The organism is Saltatorellus ferox, from assembly GCA_007751475.1.
Lineage (GTDB): Bacteria > Planctomycetota > UBA1135 > UBA1135.
The window spans coordinates 7,482,591-7,503,017 of sequence record CP036434.1 but is presented as its reverse complement, the minus strand read 5'-3'; the positions used below and the strand labels follow the sequence as shown (position 1 = coordinate 7,503,017).

Sequence of the window (20,427 nt, the reverse complement as noted above, 5' to 3'; positions counted from 1 at the left end):
GCTGTCAGCCCGGGTACGAGCGACAGCAGGTGCGTCGGCAAGCTCAACACCTTGTGGGGTAGCTGCTTACGGGAAGTTTCGTGAGTAGCGGTCACGGTTGGCAACGGCTGTGCTCCATGGACTCCCATGACCAGCGCCTTCCACCACGACACCAAGTTCTGCTCCTGCTGCAACGAATACGTGAGCTACCTCTCCAGCATCGAGAGCAGCTACTGCGTCCAGTGTGGAGCCGAGGTTCGGATGTTCTCCGCCGCGGACTGGGAAGCGCTTCAGGCCAAGCTGGCGGCGCGCAGGTCGAAGGGCGGCCGCCCTCGCAAGGACGCTCGCCGCACCGCCGCCGCCGCGGCCCGCGCCGCCGCCTGAGCGCCACGAACATCGCGCTGGGCTCTGCCCTGCGCGAACTCTGACTCGACTCACTCTCGTCTCTGATTGTCCCTCAGGCCGGCCCACTCAGCCTGCCGCGCCGCGCCGCCGGGTTTTCGGTTCCCGGTAAGCGCAGCACCCAGAACGCCCGACCTCCGCAGCTGCGGAGGCCGGGCGTTCGCACTTGGATCAGTCGTCGTCATCGTCGTCGGCATTCGGATCGATGGCCCATTTTGGATAGGGCTCGCTCGTTCCACGCATCGCTCGCCACAGGATGCGGTTCAGGAGATCCTCCGGCGCGCGATCCATGGCCGACCAGTCGATCGCGGCCGAAGCGACGGCGTCCGCTCGCTGAATCGGGTCCGCGATGGCCTCGGGGTCAGGGTTCATCTCGTCGAGAGGCACGCGGTTGGCCTGCGCGACGAAGGGCGTCAGGTCCGGCTCGTTCGTGAAGCACTCGAACATCGGCGACGCGCTCGCATCGAACTGGTTCATCGGCGGGATGCCGAGGATCTGCTCCATCGTCCGCAGCATGCTGGTCGTGTTGTACTGCTGGCTGACCAGCGCTCCGCGGCGCGCGTAGGGGCTCGCCACGAATGCGGTGGTGCGGTACCCCGACACGTGGTCCCAGCCTGCCTGGGGATCATCCTCGATGACGAAGATGGCCATCCTGGGCCAGAACGACGAGTGGCTGAGGCCCTCGATGATCCGGCCCACCGCGAGGTCCCCATCGGCCATGCAGGCGCGGGGCGTCGGGCAGCCTGCCGAGGTGCCGCTCGTGTGGTCGTTCGGCAGACAGATCAGCGTGAGCTGCGGATAGGTGCCCGCCGCCTCCGAGGCCTCGAGGTCCTCCAGTACGACGTCCGCGCGGTACTGATCTGGCACGGACATGTTCCAGCCCACGTAGCGCCGGGGCGAGTACGCTTCCAGCGACGGCACGACGGGCTGACATCCGAAGGCGACGTCGTCCCGATCGCCCTTCCAGGCCGCGAAGCACGCGAGGAAGTCGGGCTCGCCCGATCGCTTCGGGTCCGTCCATCCGACGCGGGGCATGCAGAACTCGCCGTAGTTGCGAAGGGAAACGCGCGCCGCGATGGCGTGGTCCCAGAGAAACCCCGCGGGCGAGTACGCGAGCGCGTCGCGATCCTGCTCCAGCATCCCGTCCGGGTAGCTTCGCGGCCAGCCCGCAAAGCTCCGCTCGAGGTAGTCGTTGCCGAAGGCCGACGTCGACCAGTTGTGTCCGTCCGCGCTGAGGATCCCGGCGCAGTAGGTGTTGTCCAGGAGGACGAACTCGCGCGCGAGGGCGTGCTGGTTCGGTGTGATCTCCTCGCCGAAGATGCAGAGCGTCGGGTCGCCGTTGCCGCCGTCGACGTCGCCGAGGATCTGGTCGTAGGTGCGGTTCTCCTTGATGATGTAGACGACGTGCTCGATGAGGCTGGGCTCACCGATACGCTCTGGAAGCGCGACCGGCGCGCGGCCGCGTCGCGGCGGCGCGAGCGCGGCCTCGATCGCCGGGAGGCGAAGGTTCGCGTCGACCCTTGCGGACAGCTCCTCGAGTTCCTCTCGGTCCGGCAGCGGTGCCAGGGTTACAGTGCCGTGGTACTGGTGGGTGTTGAACTCGTTGCCGAGCCCACCTTCGCGTCCACGCCCTTCGCCGAGGCCCTTGATGTTCGCCACGCAGAGCTGCCCGCGCTCGAGATCGACGGCGATCGCGCCCGGGAACCAGCCGACGGGGATCATGCCGAGCACGCGGGACTCGCCGCGCTCCTCCGGGTCGAACTCCAGGACAGCGATCGCGTTCTGCGTGCCGTTGGCGACGTAGAGCCGGTGCCCCTCCGGGTGGAAGGCGAGCGCGTTGGGCGTGGCGCCGAGCAGATCGGAGGGCTTCGCGCGGCACCAGATCTTCTCGACGAATGCGCCGGTGCCGGTTTCGAGCACGGTCAGCGTGTCGTCGGCCGCCTGGGCACAGACGAGGTACTCGCCGTCGGGGGAGATGGCGAGCGCGCAGGTGTGACGCCCGGTTTCCACCTCGCGCGTGGCGCCGGTGCCGAGGTCGATGAGACTGACCGAGCCGCGGCTGGCGATACCGGTCTCGGGATCGATGAGCACCTCGGTGCCGCGTCCTGCCGGTCCGGTGACCTCGCCCTCCTTCGGCCGAGGCCCGCCCCAGTTCGACACGTAGGCGAAGCCGTCGTGCAGCACGACGTCGAAGGGCGCGACGCCCACCGCGAAGGTTCGAAGGACCGAGCCCGAGGCGAGGTCGACTTCGAGGAGCTGGTTCGAGAGGTTGCCGCAGACGAAGAGGCGCTCGCCGTCGGCGGTGACGGCGAGGCCGCTCGGGATTTCTTCGCTGCGCTTCGGTGCGCGTGCGGGCGGAAGCGAGATCGTGTGGGAGGGGGTCACCGCCCCGGACGCGTCCACCCGGAAGACCTTGATCGATCCACGGACGTTCGAGAGGTAGATCGACGCACCGTCGGGCGAGACGACGAGTCCGGTGAACGAGAGCTGGCCGCGAGTGTCCGGGTCGAGGATGTGATCGGAGACGGGCGGGGCGGAGGTGCGCTGCTCCTCGGACGGCAGCTGAACACGCTGGCGGATATCCAGGGTCTCGGCGTCCATGACGAGGAGTTCGGCGGTCTTGCCGGAGACGTAGATCGAGCGCCCGTCCCTCGACATGGCGAGGGCCTGGGGCCGCAGACCCGGTAGATCAGCGGTCCGTCCGTGGGGCGTGATGAGCTGGTTCACGGGCGTCATCACGCTCCCATCGGCGGCGCGACCCACGGGGGTCTTCGGCGCGCGCGGTGCATTCGGTGTGTCGCTCTGGCATCCGAGAATCGGGCCGAGAAACGTTGCGCAGAGAATCAGGATGAGGCGCCGGGGAGCGAGTTTCATGGGCAATAGCTTACGCGGCCAGCCTCATCGATGCCGCTGGCGCATCCGCCGCCGTGGATGCGCGTCGAGCCAGCGCCCTTCTTGCTCGGGCCTTCACGGGGATCGAGCGCCGAATTCACCGGGCCTGGAAGGGCCTCAGACTGAACATCGGCCTTCGGGTTCCCGTTAAGATCGACCCCGTCGCGACGCCCCTGACCCTTGACCTCTTCGGAACTTTGAGCTCCCTTCGCATTCTCCGCTTCGACCTTCCCCGTCCTGCGTGGAGCCGCATCGCGGTGTCCGCGCTTCTCCTCGGCACTGCCTGCGCGTGGAGCGCCTGCTCGGGCCGCGACGATTCGCGCGGCTCCACCGGGGATTCGAACGCTTCGGGATCATCGGGGCCCATCGGCCTCCAATCCCTGGCCTGGCGGCGCCCGGTCGGAGCGGATTCGGCCACGAACGACGCTCCGGAGACCGTCGTCGTGGCGACCTTTCGGCCGGACCGGGAGGGAGCTCCGTGGCGCTCCTCTGCGCCCGGCGGTACGGAGGACGTCGAGTTTCTGGCGGGTCGAGACGCGGACGGAAAGAAGCGTCTCGTCCATGGCACCGTGCTGGAAGGACAGGGGAGCGGCAAGCGCCTGGAGATCGACCTCAACGGCATCGACGAGCGCTTCAACGAGGTCATCGTCGAGGCGCAGACATTCACCCGCCGCGGAGAGCTGGTCACGGTGCGAGCGAGGAGCGGAGGCAAGATCGTTGCGAGTTCCGCGGGGGCGAAGCTGAACGGTGCCAGCGGCCTGCAGCCCGTCGTCCTGTCGCTTCCGGGTACGGGAGGGCTCCAGGGGCCGCCGGAGTCACTGAGCGTGCTGTTCACGGGGAACAAGGACGACCGGATCGTCGTGACCTCGGTCACGCTCCTGCGCCGGGAGTGGTCCCGCTACCTGCCCTCGGTGGAGTCGCCGGGCCATCGGCTGTCCGGTGATCACTATCGCGAGTCGGTGGGACTTCTCGCCGGCTCGCCGCTCGAAATCGATATCCCGGACATCGCCGGTGGCACCCTGGAGTTCAGCCTCGCGCAGGTGCCCGGGATGACGCCCGCCGGGCAGAGGCTCAGCGCCCGCGTGACCGTTCGACGGGGCGATCGCGAGATCGCCTCGGAGACATTCGACTTCGGCGCCGCTGCGAGCGAGAGCGAGGCGCTTGGATGGCACGACTGTCGGATGGATCTGTCGAGTCAAGGAGCGGGGCCGGCCGTCGTCTCGCTGGAATTGCTTGGCTCCGATCTGGCAGGTGGCGGAACCGGGGTCCCGACCCTCTCGCTCGTCTCGACGCCGGCGCTTGCGATCCGCAGCCAGGACCCCGAGATCGAGCCCGTGCCGACCGTGGTGCTCATCACGTCGGACACCCATCGGGCTGACCACATCGGGCTCAGTGAGGGGGCCAAGCTCGTGTTCACACCGGCCCTGGATGAACTCGGGTTGGCCGGGGTGAATTTCCTCAACTGCTACTCATCGACGAACGTCACCTCACCGTCCCACGCGGCGCTCTTGACCGGCATGCACCCGCGCGATACCCGGATCGTCACCAACGACGTGCGACTCAGCGAGCGCGCGAATACGCTGGCGGAGCATTTCCAGGACGCCGGGTACGCGACCTTCGCCGTGACGAGCGCTCCGCACCTCGTGGATCCGACCAGCGGATTCGGACAGGGGTTCCGTCGCATGGGGGGGTCGGCTCTCGAGGTTCGCGACGCAGCGGTTTCGGTGGCGCAGGCGCGGGATTGGATGCGATCCGCGGAAGGGCTGCCCGTGTTCCTCTGGCTGCATCTCTTCGATGCCCATGATCCCTATGCCCCGCCCGAGCCATTCAGTGGCAGGTACTACCCCGAGGACGAGGATCCCCGGGACCCGACGCGCGAGTCGAGCTTGTCGGCGGACCTCATCCCGGCGTGGGGAAAGGGCGTCACCGACCCGGAAACCTTCTTCCGCGCCGAGTACCGCGCCGAGATCGACTACCTCGACAGTGAGCTGGCCAGGCTGCTGGACGAGCCGCGCGTCCGCGCAGGGATCACGGCCTTCACCGCAGATCACGGCGAGAACTTCGGAGAGCACCAGATCTGGTTTTCCCACGGCGGACTCTATCCATCCACGCTTCATATTCCGCTTCTGATGCGCTGGCCGGGCGGACCCACTCACCTGAAAACGAACGTCCCCGTCAGGCAGATCGACGTGGGGCGCACGTTGCTGAATCTCGCGGGTCTCGACGCGGTGGATCATCCGGGCCGTGACCTGCGCTGGGCCATCGACGAGCCGACGCTGACCAACCCGCGGTTCTTTCTGTCCGTCCGCGGGGTCGAGGCCGGTGTGGAAGCAGACGGATGGCTGCTCAACCTTTCCCTCGACGATCACGGCCTGTTGCGGTCCGAGAAGAGGCGGCCGTTCGGCCGCGTCGAACTCTTTCATCTGGCAGAGGATCCGGAAGCGGCCGTCGACGTTCTTCAGGAGAACCTCCCACGCGCCCGGAAGATGCGCGCGCGCTTGATCGAATGGCTCACGAGCGGAGAGGGAAGCGGGCTCGCGGCCGAGTCCGAGACGTCCGAGGAACTCGTGGCCCTTCTGGCGGAGCTTGGCTACTCGGGCTCCGACGAGGAGGCTTCCACCGATTGGTGGGATCCGGAGACGCGGAGCGGCGGTGCCTGGGAGACCAGCCCGTGGCGCCTGCTCTTCGAGGACTGAAGCCGCTTGGAAGCCCTCGTCGGCCTCTTCACCGCCGCATTCCTTTCCGCAACGCTGCTTCCCGGCGTATCCGAGGCGACGCTCGCCGCGCTGCTTCTGCGCGGTCATGACTCCTTTCAGCTATGGGCCGTGGCCACCCTCGGCAACACGCTGGGCTCGGTCGTGAACTGGGGCCTCGGCCGCTACTTCCTGCACTTCCAGGACGCGCGCTGGTTCCCGTTCAAGCCCGAGCGCCTGGAGCGGGCGAGCCGCTGGTTCGAGGCCCGCGGCGTTTGGACGCTGACGCTCGGCTGGGTCCCGGTGATCGGCGACGCGCTGACGTTCATCGCAGGTGTTCTGCGCACGCCCCTCTGGCTGTTCGTCGTGCTCGTCGGACTGGGCAAGGCGGTCCGCTACGCGGTGGTCGTGTGGCTGCTTCTCCGGGTGGCTTGACGTCCGAGTCCCCGGGTCTGCGCCAACGACCATGGCAACTTCCTTCTGCGAACAGGGAGCACTTGCCTATGATGCTCTGCGAGTCAGGCCGGAGTCGTGGCGATTGCGGGCCACTTCTTCCACGTCTCTACCGTAGCCACCTGCATGAACCATTCGATCCTGTCCTTGATCGAGAAGACGCGAAGCATCGGCACCTGGAGCCTTGATGTGGCCGCTTCTACCTGCGACTGGAGTCCGGCGACCTATCGCATCCACGAGGAAGATCCGTCGAAGCGGATTCGGCTGGAGGACGGGATCAGCTACTACGTGCCCGAGCATCGTTCAATCATCGAGCGGTGCGTTCAGGAGGGTATCCACGAGAGACGACCCTGGGACATCGAGCTTCAGATTCTGACGGCCACCGGGCGGCGACGCTGGGTTCGGGCGATCGGCGAGCCGGTGTTCGAAGGGGCCGATCTCATTCGGCTCCAGGGCGTCTTCGAGGACATCGACGAGCGGAAGTCGCTGGAGGTGGAGCGGGAAGACATGCTCCGGCGGATCATGGAGGGCGAGCGAATCGCCCGACTCGGACACTGGTGGTGGGATGCCACGTCCGATGCGATGGAGTGGACTCCCGGTACGTTCCGACTCCATGGGAAATCGGAGAGCTTGCCGGCTCCCACCTTGCAGGAGCATTTCGCGCAGGTTCATCCGGACGATCGTGAGAGGCTTCGAGCTCTGCACGATCGGGCGGTCGAGACCAGGACCTCCTACACCGCGGAGTTTCGTCTGGTCTGCGGCGAGACGGGAAAGCACGTCCGCAGTGAGGCATCGCCGAAGCACGATGCGGAAGGCGACCTCGTCGGCTTCACCGGAGTCTCGATCGAGAGGACGAACGAGGTGCAGGCGCAGCTCCGAATCGAGGAGCTGAATCGGCGCCTCACGCTGGCCCTGGAGGGCGCCCGGATCGGCGTGTGGGACTGGAACCTCATCACGAACGAGCTCATCTGGGATCCGCGGATGTACGGCCTCTACGGCGTGGAGGAAACCGAGTTCTCCGGTGCCTACGAGGCCTGGGAGCGCGGGCTTCACCCGGAGGACAGGACCGAAGCCGTGGAGAAGATTCAGCGCGCCATCGTGGACCGCGTCAGTTTCGACGCGATCTTCCGGGTGCTCTGGCCCGATGGAACCGTCCGTACGATCCAGGGAATGGGGGATCTGGTGCTGGACGCCGGGGGGAAGCCCGTCCGCATGGTCGGCGTCAACTGGGACATCACCGAGATCGTTCGTACGAGAGCGGAACTCGAGCGTTCGAACGAAGAACTCGTTCAGTTTGCCTACCGAACGTCCCACGACCTCAGTTCGCCCCTGACGGCGATTCGGCGCCTCGCGACCTACATGCAGCAGGATCTGGTGGATGGTCGGCTCGAGGAAGTAGCTCTCAACGTGGCCGCGATCGAGAAGCGTGTCTCCGCGATGGAGGAGATGGTCCTTGGTATCCTGAATACGGCCAAGGCGGACCTCACGACCGTGCACCCGGAGCCGATCGATCTGGGCGCACTCCTGGGCGATCTGGCTGAGGATCACCGGGCCCTGAGCGAGGAGATGGGAGTCGACCTCCAGTGGTCCGTGGAGGTCCCTGAGCCTCCTTGCCTGACCCGGATTCGGCTCTATCAGATCCTCACCAACCTGATTGGCAACGGCATCAAGTTCGCGGATCGCGATCGGGCTGAGCGCTGGGTGCGGGTCACGGCCACCTGCCGCGAGGAAAGGCTGTATCTGACCGTGGAAGACAATGGCACGGGCATGCCCAGCGCCGACGACGGACAGCCCTACGAGATGTTTGCGCGGTTTCACTCCGGAGTTTCCGGCTCGGGGCTTGGCCTCTATATCGTCAAGAAGCACATTGGCGCACTCGGGGGTAAGATCAGGTACGAAACCTCGCCCGAAGGAACGCGCTTCCACCTCGACCTGCCGATGAAGCCATCCACCCCGCTGCGAGCCGACCATGACCTTCGTTAGCTTCCTGATCATCGACGACGACCAGCTCGATCGCTACCTGCTCATGCGCGACCTCAAGCGCGGCGGGCTGGACGTGAAGGTGTTCGAATGCAGGGATGGAGTCGAGGCGATCGAGTTCCTGTCGAACTTCGAGGCAAACAGGTCGAGTCAAGGGAAGGCTTTTCCACCGAGGATCCTCTTCCTCGACATCAACATGCCGCGCGTCTCCGGTTTTGGCTTTCTGGAGTCCTTCCAGAAGCTGAGGACCCAGCGCGAAGAGTACGCCCAGTGCGCGGTCATCATGGTCAGCTCCTCCGAGCACCCCGATGAGCGAGTCCGGGCGCTTGCGTACGAGGGGGTGGTCGACTTCGTCATCAAGGGACGAACCAGCGCCGAGGAACTCCGCGCGAAAGTCGACGCCGTTCTCGCAGGAAGCTGATGTTGCGTCGCGGGTCCTTCTCCCTGCCTGAAGGGGTGATCTATCTCGACGGCAACTCGCTCGGCCCCCTTCCGATTCACACGCCCGAGCGCGTGGCGCGGATGCTTCGAGAGGAGTGGGGCGCGATGCTGATCGGTGGTTGGAACGGGGTCACTCGGAATGGGGCCGGCTGGATGGAGCAGCCGATGAAGCTCGGCGATCGGATCGGGCGGCTGATCGGTGCGGAGCCGGGGCACGTCACCGTCGGCGACACGCTGTCGATCAAGGTGTTCCAGGCGCTAGCGTCGGCGCTGGCCATGACGGACCGCAAGGTGATCCTCTCGGACAGCGGGAACTTTCCGTCCGACCTCTACATCGCTGAGGGGTTGATGGGCACGCTCGGGCAGGGGCACAGCCTTCGGGTGGTCGAGCCGGAGGCCGTGGCGGACGAGATCGACGGGGAGGTCGGCGTTTTGCTATTGACCGAGGTCGACTACCGGACCGGCCGGCTGCACGACATGGCCGGGTTGACGGCGCGCGCCCATCAAGCGGGTGTTCTCTGCGTTTGGGACCTGGCCCATTCGGCGGGTGCGCTGCCCGTCGATGTGCGGCGCGCGGGCGCTGACTTCGCGGTGGGTTGCACTTACAAGTACCTGAACGGCGGTCCAGGTGCGCCCGCGTTCATCTACGTCGCGCCGCGCCACGCAGGCAGCGCGCGCCCGGCGCTCTCGGGTTGGCTCGGCCACGACGCTCCATTCGCCTTCGAGCGGAGCTATCGACCCGGCGACGGCGTGGCGCGGATGCGCGTCGGGACGCCGCCGGTGATCCAGATGGCGGCGCTGGAGGCGTCGATGGACATCTGGGACACGGTGGATCTGCAGGAGCTACGGCTCGCGTCGATCCGGCTGACGGAGAGGTTCATCGCGGGCGTCGAGGCGACCTGCCCGGACCTGGAGCTCGCGAGCCCCCGCCATCCAGCCGCTCGCGGCTCCCAGGTGTCTTTCCAGCACCCGGAGGGCTACGCCGCGATCCAGGCGTGCATCGCGCAGGGCGTGATCGGGGACTTCCGCGCCCCGGACATCATGCGCTTCGGCTTCACGCCGCTCTACATCGACGAGGACGACGTGGACGCGGCCGTCGCCGTGATCGCGCGCGTCATGGGCGAGCGTCTGTGGGAGGATCCGCGCTACCGGGAACGGGGCGCGGTGACCTGAGGCAATCCGCGCCACGATCCTGGCCATCCTTCAGCGGATCGGCTCGATCTCGCCCTCGTACTCGATGGCGATCACGCTGACGGCCTCGTCCGGCGCGGGTCCCTCGACTCGGATGCGAAGGCCACCTCCGTCGATTGCCTCGCAGACGACCGGGGATTCGGGCCGGGCGAGGAGCCGGGCGGAACTCGGTTGCACCGCGGCTCCGGACACGAGGAGTTCGCCGTTCTCGGGCCACTCGTAGACGTGAACGTAGAGGCGATGGTTGCCGGCGTCGTAGGTCGTCCGGCCGAAGGTCTGGGCGCCGAAGGGGCTCTTGCGCGTGCCGTAGATCGACTCTCCGTTGACGCCGAGCCACTGGCCCATCGCCTCCAGGCGCTCGACCTCGAACTCCGCCAGCGTCCCGTCGGCTTTCGGGCCGAGGTTGAACTCGATGTTGCCATTGTCCGAGACGACGTCGACGACCATGCGGATCGTCTCGGCGGGGCTCAGGATGTTGTCGGGGTGCTCGTTCCGGTTGTAGCCGTAGCTGTTGCCGAACCCTCGCCACATGGCCCAGGGCTTGGCGCGGTCGATGTCGGCGTGGTACTCGACGTGGTAGAAGTCGCCGTAGACGCCGCGCGTGTCGGAGGTCCCTTCCTTCTTCTGGCCGAAGCGGTCGTTGACGACCACCTCCTGGCCGCGTTCCGCCGCCTGGTTGTAGTAGTAGGCCACGATCTGACGCGCTCGCCAGAAGGGATAGCCATGCTCCCACTCGCCGTCGAAGCAGAGGGAATCGGGGTGGTACCTGTCGATCAGTTCCTTGATCTGCGGCACCATGAAGTCATCGACGTACTCGGAGTCGTTCCCGTCGAGGTCGCGATCGGTGAGGGGCTGGAAGCCGGCGTACTCGTTCGGATCCGGCGTGGCCGCATAGGCCGGGTTGAACCACTCGTAGAACGAGTAGTAGAGACCGACGCGGATGCCGCGCTCGCGCGCCGCGGCGACGAGTTCGCCGTAGAGGTCGCGCTTCGGTCCCATCTCGACCGCGTCGCGGTGGGTGAAGTCGGAGTCGAAGAGGCAGAAGCCGTCGTGGTGTTTGACGGTGATGAAGAAGTACTGGACACCGGCGCGGGTGAAAAGGTCCATCCAGGCGTCGGCGTCGAAGTCCTTCGCGAAGAAGCCTTCGACGCTCTCCTTCTCGAGGTTCGGCGTGCCATCGATGAACGCGTCGTAGGGCGCGTCGCCGTAGGTCCTTGCGTGGTACTCCTTCACGGCTTCGTTGGACATCATCCACTGCCAGTACCACTCGGCGTACGCGACCCCGTAGGGCGTATCCTTGCGCGGCGTCCAGCCGGGAACGCAGTAGGGACCCCAGTGGGCGCTGAGCCCGACCTTCGCGTCCCGAAACCAGCTCGGCAGCGGGTGCGTCACGAGCGAGGCCCACGAGGGCGCGAACGGTCCCTGCTGGATGACGGGCGCCAGCATGGGATGCAGCCGCTCCACGGGAGGATCTTCCGTCGGGAGCGCGGCGACCTCGCCGGTCTGGGCCGTGGCAAGGCCGCTGAAGAGGGCCAGCGCGAGGAGCATGCCGAGTGAAGCAACCACGTTCGTTCGTCCGGTGTGAGGCATGCCCAGACTGTATCAGCCCTCCGCCGATTGACGCCGCCGCGGAAGCGGAACGATGACCCAGGGAGAGCGCCAAATCCGAACCCCGGGGCCAGGTGGTGGAGCGTCCAGTGAGCGAGCCAGCCAGCTCTCGCCTCGAATGCGATCCGGGCCGTGCCCGGAAGGCTCATCGATCAGGATCTGGTTGAAGAGCGCCACGGAGGACAGGTAGCCCCAGAACATCCCCCATGGGGCGAACGGGAGAAGCGGCAGCGGCGGTAGGTTCATGAACAGCGCATACCACCACGCCGTTACGTAGTCGCGGAATCGGCGGACGACGAGGGGGATCGTGCGCGTGAGCTGGAAGGCCGAGCGGAATCGCCCTGTCGCGGAGACTCGCAGGAACCCTGCGGGCAGCAGGAAGATGATCAGGTGGAAGAGCGCGATCATCCAGGCAGCGTCGCCGCGCTCCAGGTAGGGCCCGCCGCCGACGGGCAGGCTGAAAAGCGTCACCAGGACGGGAAAGGCGACGTTGAGGAACGCGAGAAAGGCAAGGCAGATCGCACAGCCGATCAGCGTCTCGATGCCTGGTCGAAAGCCAGCGGCGGACACCTGGAGCGACAGCGCGATCCAGAGGGGCAAGAGATAGAGCTGGATCACGCCCATGGCGCGGAACCCGTTGACGCAGTGCTCGAGATGACGCCCGTCCCACTCGGGCATGGCGCGTTCCTGCGGCCAGAAGAAATGCTCGATCTGGGCCTTGCGGTAGCCGAGGACCATGGGCCATCCGAAGAACGGGATGAGCACGAGCCAGCCCGCGTGGCGGGTCTTGGCTTCCCATTCGGGATCGAGCAGCGGGTAGAGGTTCGCAGCCTGCGGGTCCACGCTCACGTGCGACGGCTCCCCAGGCGCAGCACGGCCCGAAGATCCAGAAGACCGGTGAAGAGAACGATCGGTGCCATCGCCGTCAGCGCGAGCCGAAGGAGGTCCGGCACGCCCGTGCCGCGCGGCATCCAATGGATGGCGGTCGGCGCGTCCAGGTGTCCGCCGCGCTCAAGGACGATCACGGCCACCAGCGCCCCGAAGAGCCCCGCGAGGATCACGTGCAGAAGGTACTCGCCGCGCGGCAGCCCTCCGGCGGTGCGACGACTCTCCGGCTCGAGCCAGAAGTCGACCACCGAGATCAGGGCGTCCACGACCAGGAGAGCGAGAAGAGCCACGAACCACCCACCGTTCAGCGTGAAGTTGGGAAGGACGAAGAACAGGGCCGCGTAGGTGGGGCCACGCAGGAAGTGCGTCACCAGCTCGGCCCGCGACTCGGGCCGGTTCCGGAGGTCGTGGGCCGCCACGTGGAAGACGACGATGTCCGTGGCGCCGAGCACGCCCATGATGAAGAGAATCATGCAGGCATGGGTCATGGCCCTAGTTTATCAGCCGTAGCCAGGGGCTGGCGCGGTCCCTGGCTCCGCTACCCCGACCATCTCTCCTTGTCTCCTGGCTCGCCCCCGGACGAACGGTCTTCTGGTTCGCGATCTTCGGCTGGTCCGGAATCAGCGCGACCTTCTGCCCGACCATGATCCTCTCCCTCTACTGGTCGAAGATGACGGCGCGCGGCTCACTCGTCGCGATGATCGTCGGCTTCCTCTGTGTCCCGCTCTTCAAATTCGGGGCGCCCGAGCTGGCCGTGGTGGGGGATTTCTTCGGGCAGCTGGGTGAGCTGCCCCCCGCGTTCTTGCTCTCCGGTCTGGCGGGCGTCGCGACCTCGCTCATGGACCGGAAAGGCGGCGAGCGCGTCCTCGGTGCAGCGAGCGATATCGACCACGCCGCAGGCTGACTCGCGGCGGCTTCTCAGCGCCTCCCTTGCCCATCCAGAGCGGGATGGATCACCAGGACGTTGCCCGACGCGCCGCAGGTGACGAGAGAGGTGCCCAGCCCTTCGAAGTCCCCTGACGCAAGGTCGCGGAGTTCCGCGGAGTCGCGGGCGATCTCCCGCACGTCGCCCGTCCACATCGGGTACTCCGACTCGTAGCCCGAGAGGTCGAAGTCGATGGGGTCGATCCATTCGGCCTCGAGACGTACCACGTCGACGGTACCCTCCTCATCCACCGTGCAGGGCCTCCGCGCCGTAGGCCTCGGGGTCGATGTCCACCAGGACCGCGCCCCTGAGTGGGGGGCCTGACTTCTTGGGCGAGGAACCAAAGGGGAAGGAGATCAGGCGCAGCTCGCCGCTCCTGTCCGCCAGGAGAAGGCCGACGCAGGGGTCGAACGCGAGCCGACGGACGGACTTCGGCGTGGCGTAGCGTTCCCTCACTTCGAGGTCGGTGCCGCTCCAGGCCAGGTCGGCGCCCAAGCCGTCCCCGTTGGCGACGAAGAAGCCATTCGTCGAGACCGTGGTCGCCGCGATGCGGCCTTCCATGGGTAGCGACTGGACCCGCATCTGGAAGACGGCCTTGCCCCCGCCAGCCCCATCGATGAATCCCGTCAGCGCCCGGCCGTCGCTGCATGTGGCGAGGAAGGTTCGAGTCGCCATCCGCGAGTCGACGGCGACCGTTTCCACGAGCGTCGGCGGCAGATAGGCGATCTCGGTCCACTCGCCTGAGTGCTCTCGGTAGAAGGTTCGTATCGCGCCCAGACCGGATTCGCTCGCGGGCCCCTCCGCCATCCCCACCGCCACGATCTCATCTCCAGGATGGCTGCCGTACAGGTTGCCGACGGCCACCTGCACGAGTTCGCCTCCCGTGGTCGCGATCGTCTCGGTGACGAACCCGCTCGCGGTCCTTCGGATCACGAGCACCCGCCCCTCCTCGTCCACCGCGACGATCTCGTCGCCGGGCGTCGTCACGTCCACGTCCCCCACGGCGATGCTGTTGAGCGGGACGTCGCCGCGGTAAGCGACCTCGAGGGAGTAGTTCGGGTCGAGTACCACAGGGGCGCGTCCTTCCGCCGGCACGACCGCGCCCTGACGCTCGGTCTCGGTCTCGGTCTCGCTCTCGGCCTCGGTCTGCCCACGCGCCGTACGTTCGATGACCTGGGCCGCCGTGAAGCCCTTCGGGAAGCGCTTCAGGTCCTTGAAGGTCCAGACGGAGGTTCCGTCCTCGCTCCGTTCGATCAGCTCTGCCTCCGGCGCAAGCTCCACCGTGTGGCCCGTGGAAAGGCGCTGGGCCGCTTCGGCCGACGCGGGCTTGGGGCCCCCCCCGTGGTCACCCATCGCCAGCTCCCTCACGACGCGCTGGGTCCGCGTGTCGACCTCGATCAGCTGGTCCGGGCCCACTTGAATCAGCACTCGCCCATGGCCGTCGCCGAGGCCGCTCGGCTTCTCGCCTTCCGGCGGCGAATCGCCCAGCCACTGCACGAAGCGGCAGTCGAAGTCCGACGTCTCGATCGGGCGCTCCCAGAGCAGCTCGTAGGTTTCCAGGCTCGTCTCGCGCAGGAGCACCGCGCGGCGCGACGCCCCGTCCACGCCGAGGATCCGCCTCGGCTGCTGCTGGCCCAGGGAGGCGAACGGAGAGCGCTCCTTGCCTCGGCTCGCGCTCGTGTTGAAGGCCACGAGCTGCTGCAGGTGCTCGAGGGGCGCCACCACCTCGGCCAGGCGGGCCGACACGGCGGTCGAGTGCACGTTGAGGTACTCGAGTCCAGGTGCCCGCGCAACGAGCGCCGCCACCCCGGCGTCCGTCAGCTGCGTGCGCTCCAGGTGAGCACGTCGCAGGGCGGGGAGCTTCGGAAGCGCGGCGAGAAGTTCGTCCGTCACGCCCGTGCCCGCGAAGCTGATCTCGACCGTCTGCTGGTCCAGCTCCATGAGCCTTTCGAGCTGTTCGCTCGTCGGTACCACAGGGTTGTGGCTCCAGCTCACGCGATAGAGAGGCGGCGCGTCAGCGCCCTCGTACCGGCCCCCCGAGGGCCGCACGCGTTCGATGACCGCGCCGATCCGGGTGGCGAGCGAAGAGATGGTTCCCCGTCGCTGAAGGGTGCGCGCGGTCGATGCGCTCAGAAGCGCCTGCATGGCCTGCTCGTCCGCCCCCGCTTCGATCCAGTTCTGAAGGCTGGTGATCGCGGCTTCGGAGATGCGGTCGCCCTTCGGCGGCATCGCATCGACGTCATCGGCGGGGAGGCTCATGCGGTAGAGAAGCTCACTGTCGACCGGGCTCTCCCGATCGATGCTCTTCAGCCACCCGCTCATCTCGTCGAGCCGCAGCCCGCCCTTGACGTTCGAGCCTGCGTGGCATTCGAAGCAGCGCGCCTCGACGGTCGCGAAGGCGTCGGCGAGATCCTTGTCGGAGGCTGGGCCCGTGGGCAGAGCAGAGGCCCAGAGAGCCCAAAGGAGCGTCGGAGCACTCATGCGATGACCTGGTGAATCGGCTCTGCGCCTTCGACCCCGACGAGCTTCTGATCGAGCCCGTTGAAGAAGTACGACAGCCCGTTCGGATCGAGCCCCATCAGATGCAGGATCGTCGCGTGCAGGTTCCGCACGTGAAAGCGATCCTCGACGGCCTTCGAGCCAAGCTCATCGGTCTGCCCGACGCTCGTCCCGCCCTTCACGCCGCCGCCGGCCATCCACATGGTGAATCCCCACGCGTTGTGGTCACGGCCCGTGCCTTTCTCGTACTCCGCGGTGGGCTGGCGGCCGAACTCACCGCCCCAGACCACGAGGGTCTCGTCCAGTAGACCGCGCCGCTCCAGGTCCACGAGTAGCCCCGCGATCGGCCGATCCGTACGGCCCGCGTGGCGCGTGTGGTTGAACACGAGGTCGCCGTGCGCGTCCCAGTTGTCGTCGTTATGACCGCCGCCCGAGTAGACCTGGATGAAGCGAACGCCGCGCTCGACGAGCCTGCGCGCGAGCAGACACTTGGCGCCGAACTTGGCGGTCTTCGCCTGGTCGAGCCCGTAGAGCTCGCGCGTCTCCTCCGACTCGGACGCCAGGTCGACGGCCTCGGGGGCGGTCGACTGCATGCGATACGCGAGTTCGAACTGCTCGATCCGGCTCGCGAGCTCCGGGTTCTGCGTCCGCTGGAGCCCGTGGATCCCGTTCTCTTCCGCGAGGTGATCGAGCAGCGCGCGCTGGGCGCCCGGCGACATTCCCTCGGGACGGTTGAGCCCGAGGATCGGCGTGCCCTGGGTCCGGACCTGGACGCCCTGGAGCGACGCGGGCATGTAGCCGCTCGTCCAGTTCTTCGCGCCGCTGATCGGGCCGCCGGACTCGTCGAGCATCACGACGTAGCCGGGCAGGTCGCGGTTCATGGTCCCGAGGCCGTAGTTCACCCAGGACCCGAGGCTCGGGTGGCCCGACACGACGCGCCCGCAGTTCATGTTCAGGAGCGCCGAACCGTGGATCGGGCTGTCCGCGTACATGGAGTGGAGGAACGCGATCTTGTCGACCTGGGTCCCGAGGTGCGGGAAGAGATCGGACACCTGCTTGCCGCATTCGCCGTAGGGCCGGAACTTCCACTTCGGGCCCACGACGCGGCCTCCCTTGCGCTTGCCCTGGCGGCCGAAGGTCGGCATGTCGATGGTCTTGCCGTCGAGCTGGTACAGCGCGGGCTTGTAGTCGAAGGTGTCGACTTGGCTCGGGCCGCCGTACATGAACAGGAAGATGACGTGCTTCGCCTTGGCGATCGCGCGCGGGCTCAGCTCGCGACCGTTCTGCAGCGGGTTGGGTCCGACGCCGTCCGCGGCGTGGGCCGTGCCCTTGAGGAACTCCGTGCCGAGCATGCCGGTGAGCGCGACCGCTCCGAAGCCTCCCGCGGTGTGTTCCAGGAACTGGCGTCGGTTGATGGGGCAGGCCTTGCCTTCTCGATGGGGTTGCTGCATCAGTCGATCCAGAGGAATTCGTTGCGGTTGAAGAGGCCGAGGGCGAAGAGGGCGACGGCGCCGGCCTCGTCGAGATCGTGCTCGGATTGAAGGGATTCGAGGAAGGTGAGGCCGCGGTCGATCTCGTCCTCCGTGGCGTCACGCCCGAGGGTGTTCTCGATCGCGGTGCGCAGCGCATCGGCTGCTCCGTCGGCCTCGGCGAGCACCGACGCCGCGAGGGCTTCGGCGCGCGCGTTCACGAACGGGCCATTCAGCGTCAGAAGCGCCTGCGTCGGCACGTTCGTCGGGAAGCGCACCGGGCACGGAAGGTCCGGGTCCGGCTGGTCGAGCGACGCGAGCAGCGGCTCGCGCAGGCTGCGCTTCACGTGGACGTAGAGGCTGCGCCGCACGGCGTCCTCGGGCGTCCCGTGGCCCCAGGCATTGTTCGGCTGCGAGGACGTGGCGAGGACCTCGTCGGCGAGTGGAGGGAAGACCCAGGGACCGAAGCGCTCGGTGTTCAGCTCACCGCTGGTGGCGAGCGTGGCGTCGCGGTACTCCTCGGCGGTGAGCCTGCGCGGATCGAAGGCCGAGTAGAGATCGTTCCGCGGGTCGTTCAGGGTGGCGACGACAGGGTCACGCTCGGTGCCCATCTGGTACGCCTCGCTCTCCATCAGCCACCGCTGTAGCGACTTCACGGACCACTCGCGATCGATCAGTTCCAGCGCCACGCGGTCCAGCAGCTTGGCGTTCGTCGGCAGCTCGCCGAGGCGACCGAAGTCGCCCGAGGTACGGCAGATGCCGCGACCGAAGAGGAACTGCCAGATGCGGTTGGCCTCGACCCGCGCGGTGACGTGGGCGCCGCCTTCGAAGGCCCAGTCGGCGAGGGTGCGGCGGCGGAGGCTGGAGGCGGCGCCGGGGCCCGGTGCCGGGAGCTCGTAGGCCGGAGCCTCGGCGGGTTGTCCGACGAGCCAGGCTTCCGGCAGCGCCGGATCGACGCGGTCGCCGCGTGCATGGACGCTGCCGCGCATCTCCACGAACTGCTCCGGCGGAACCGGTCCGTTCTCGTAGGCGACGTGCGCGGGATAGGGGACGGCGACGGGCTGCGCGAGGTGACGGTCGCGCTCCATCAGATGGCGGCGCAGCCCTTCGAAGCGCTGATCGTCCGCGGGCGCTTCACCCAGTGCGACGCGCACGGACTCGAGCATTCCGCCCTCGGCTTCGACGTCCCACTTCGTGCTGAGACCCACGTCGATCGCCTGACCCCCGGCGGTTTGGGAGCACTGGACGGCGAGCACGTTCCGACCGACGACGAGCGCAGCGAGCGCGTCGGCTCCGAGCTGGCGTGCGAGGTACGAGGTGGTGTAACCCGGGCGCTCCAGTATGAGCTGGCCGTTCAAGTAGATCTGGACGTCCTCGTCGTGCAGGTAGGTGAGGTGCAGCGCGCTCGGGATCTCCCCGAGCCGGAACGTGGTCCGGAGCTGAATGACGGGCGTTTGCCAGGCGGTGTTCACGATCGCGCCCGGCGTTCCGGCGGCGCCGAAGCCGCTGCGCCCGCTCTTCCAGCTCGCATCGTCGAAGCCCGGCTGGCTCCACGCGTCACCCTGGAAGGCATCGCCGATTCGATAGAGCCACTCGTGCGCTGCGGCGCGCGCGTCGGCGACGAGCGTCACGGGCGAGTCGTTCTTCACGACCGTCCCGAGTCCCGTGCGCTCGACCTCGGCCGTGAGGGCGGCGTCGATCTCCGCGAGTCGGTCGGCGTGGGCGTCCGGGGCCCACACGCCATCGCCTGCACGATCGGCCAGGTCACGGGTGCCGTTCTTGCTGTAGCGCGTGACGCCGGTGAAGTGAGCCGTCAGCGCGAAGTACTCCTTCTGGGTCACCGGGTCGGCCTTGTGGTCGTGGCAGCGCGCGCAGCCCATGGTCGTTCCGAAGACGACCTGGCTGACGGTGTCGACGATGTCGGCGCGCGCGTCGGACGCAGCCTGCTCGCGGTCGGCCGGTTCGTCGTCGAAGAGACCGATGCGGTAGAAGCCGGTCGCGATCTGCGCCTCGGCGGCTTCGAACGGGTCGCCGATATCGGCCGCATACTCGTCGCCCGCGAGCTGGAGCTGGACGAAGCGGTCGTACGGCAGGTCACGGTTGAAGGCGCGAATCACCCAGTCGCGGTAGCGCCAGATGTTCTGCTTGGCGGAGTCCCGCTCGTAGCCGTCGGTCTCCGCGTAGCGCACGAGGTCGAGCCAGTGGCGCGCCTGGGCCTCGCCGTAGTGAGGGCTGGCGAAGAGGCCGTCCAGAAGCTGGCTCCACGCCTGCTCCCAGCCGAGGTCCTCCACGGCGGCGAGGAACGCGTGTCGCTCGGCGGGCGTGGGGGGGAGCCCCGTGAGTGCGAAGGTCGCGCGCCGCAGCAGCGCTTCCGGCCGTGCGCGCTCGGCGGGCGCGAATCCGGCCTGGTCGAGGCTCGCGCGGATCCACGCATCGACCGGATGCTCGGCCCAGGCTGCGTCTTCTACCTTCGGGTCCTCCAGTCGGTCGAGCGAACCGTACGCCCACCAGGAACCGTCCGCGGAGACGTGATGCTCTTCGAGGGGATGCGCGGAGGGATCCGCGAGACGCCCCGCGGAGCCTTCGGGCCACGGTGCACCTTTCAGAATCCAAGCCCGCAGGACCGCGACCTCCTCGTCCGGGATCGCACCGGACTTGGGCATGGCGAGTTCGGGATTCCCGTACTCGATGACCTTCAGAAGCCGACTCTTCTCGAGCCGGTCGCGGTCGAGCACGTCGCCGCGGGATCCGCCCTCGGCGAAGGTCTCCGCCGTGGCGAACGAGAGGAAACTCTTCCGGTGCGCACCGCCGTGACACTCGAGGCAGCGCGTCTCGAGGATCCTACGCACGGCGGTGAAGTCTTCGGGCCCCAAGGACTCCGTGTCGAAAACTCCGAGGCCGGGAGCAAAATCTCCGGTCCCTAACTCAGGGGTGCCCGGGTCTCTCCCGGAAGCGGCCGCGGAGAGGAAGAGAGTGAAGAACGCGAGGAACGTCGTGATTCTCATGG

Annotated in this window: 15 protein-coding genes; 7 read left to right on the top strand and 8 right to left on the bottom strand. The window is 67.5% G+C overall.

What is annotated here, in order from left to right:
- Positions 1–126 precede the first annotated feature (126 nt).
- Positions 127–363: a hypothetical protein gene (locus Poly30_RS27225; RefSeq protein ID WP_145205430.1), complete on the top strand. Its 237-nt coding sequence runs from the start codon at positions 127–129 to the stop codon at positions 361–363.
- A 189-nt stretch (positions 364–552) separates the two neighbouring features.
- On the opposite strand, the gene Poly30_RS27220 is transcribed toward Poly30_RS27225, so the two are convergent.
- On the bottom strand, positions 553–3,255 hold the full coding sequence (locus Poly30_RS27220) for a bifunctional YncE family protein/alkaline phosphatase family protein (protein ID WP_145205426.1): 2,703 nt from the start codon (positions 3,253–3,255) through the stop codon (positions 553–555).
- Positions 3,256–3,470: 215 nt separating this feature from the next.
- On the opposite strand from Poly30_RS27220, the gene Poly30_RS27215 reads away from it, so the two are divergent.
- The 5 genes from Poly30_RS27215 to kynU all read left to right on the top strand — a co-directional run bounded on the left by Poly30_RS27215 (position 3,471) and on the right by kynU (position 10,013).
- Positions 3,471–5,969 (top strand): sulfatase family protein, encoded by a 2,499-nt coding sequence (locus Poly30_RS27215; protein WP_145205423.1) that lies wholly within the window; start codon positions 3,471–3,473, stop codon positions 5,967–5,969.
- A gap of 6 nt (positions 5,970–5,975) precedes the next feature.
- Positions 5,976–6,401, top strand: a complete 426-nt coding sequence (locus Poly30_RS27210; RefSeq protein ID WP_145205420.1) for a YqaA family protein — start codon at positions 5,976–5,978, stop codon at positions 6,399–6,401.
- Positions 6,402–6,545: 144 nt separating this feature from the next.
- Positions 6,546–8,402: a PAS domain-containing sensor histidine kinase gene (locus tag Poly30_RS27205; RefSeq protein ID WP_145205417.1), complete on the top strand. Its 1,857-nt coding sequence runs from the start codon at positions 6,546–6,548 to the stop codon at positions 8,400–8,402.
- Positions 8,389–8,820 (top strand): response regulator, encoded by a 432-nt coding sequence (locus tag Poly30_RS27200; protein WP_145205414.1) that lies wholly within the window; start codon positions 8,389–8,391, stop codon positions 8,818–8,820. The genes Poly30_RS27205 and Poly30_RS27200 overlap by 14 nt, the downstream gene beginning before the upstream one ends.
- Positions 8,820–10,013: a kynureninase gene (gene kynU / locus Poly30_RS27195; protein ID WP_145205411.1), complete on the top strand. Its 1,194-nt coding sequence runs from the start codon at positions 8,820–8,822 to the stop codon at positions 10,011–10,013. The genes Poly30_RS27200 and kynU overlap by 1 nt, the downstream gene beginning before the upstream one ends.
- 30 nt (positions 10,014–10,043) lie before the next feature.
- Here kynU and Poly30_RS27190 read toward each other — a convergent pair whose 3' ends face one another.
- The 3 genes from Poly30_RS27190 to Poly30_RS27180 are packed head-to-tail and all read right to left on the bottom strand — an operon-like array spanning position 10,044 to position 13,015.
- Positions 10,044–11,621, bottom strand: coding sequence for an alpha-L-fucosidase (locus tag Poly30_RS27190; protein WP_145205408.1), 1,578 nt, complete (start codon positions 11,619–11,621; stop codon positions 10,044–10,046).
- Positions 11,622–11,633: 12 nt separating this feature from the next.
- Entirely contained in the window at positions 11,634–12,488 is an 855-nt protein-coding gene (locus Poly30_RS27185; RefSeq protein ID WP_145205405.1) for a DUF4013 domain-containing protein, read from the bottom strand.
- Complete coding sequence (locus tag Poly30_RS27180; RefSeq protein WP_145205403.1) at positions 12,485–13,015, bottom strand: hypothetical protein; 531 nt, start codon at positions 13,013–13,015, stop codon at positions 12,485–12,487. The genes Poly30_RS27185 and Poly30_RS27180 overlap by 4 nt, the downstream gene beginning before the upstream one ends.
- A gap of 11 nt (positions 13,016–13,026) precedes the next feature.
- Between Poly30_RS27180 and Poly30_RS27175 the strand changes: the two genes are divergently transcribed.
- Positions 13,027–13,431: a sodium:solute symporter family transporter gene (locus Poly30_RS27175; RefSeq protein ID WP_145205400.1), complete on the top strand. Its 405-nt coding sequence runs from the start codon at positions 13,027–13,029 to the stop codon at positions 13,429–13,431.
- Positions 13,432–13,445: 14 nt separating this feature from the next.
- Here the strand turns inward: Poly30_RS27175 and Poly30_RS27170 are convergent, their stop codons facing one another.
- The 4 genes from Poly30_RS27170 to Poly30_RS27155 are packed head-to-tail and all read right to left on the bottom strand — an operon-like array spanning position 13,446 to position 20,425.
- Entirely contained in the window at positions 13,446–13,679 is a 234-nt protein-coding gene (locus Poly30_RS27170; RefSeq protein ID WP_145205397.1) for a hypothetical protein, read from the bottom strand.
- 16 nt (positions 13,680–13,695) lie between these two features.
- The gene (locus tag Poly30_RS27165; RefSeq protein ID WP_145205394.1) at positions 13,696–15,933 is read right to left on the bottom strand and encodes a c-type cytochrome domain-containing protein; all 2,238 of its coding nucleotides are present in this window, start codon (positions 15,931–15,933) and stop codon (positions 13,696–13,698) included.
- Positions 15,930–17,402: a DUF1501 domain-containing protein gene (locus Poly30_RS27160; protein WP_145205391.1), complete on the bottom strand. Its 1,473-nt coding sequence runs from the start codon at positions 17,400–17,402 to the stop codon at positions 15,930–15,932. The genes Poly30_RS27165 and Poly30_RS27160 overlap by 4 nt, the downstream gene beginning before the upstream one ends.
- The gene (locus Poly30_RS27155) at positions 17,402–20,425 is read right to left on the bottom strand and encodes a PSD1 and planctomycete cytochrome C domain-containing protein (protein ID WP_145205388.1); all 3,024 of its coding nucleotides are present in this window, start codon (positions 20,423–20,425) and stop codon (positions 17,402–17,404) included. Before Poly30_RS27155 ends, Poly30_RS27160 begins: the two co-directional genes overlap by 1 nt.
- Positions 20,426–20,427: the final 2 nt, after the last annotated feature.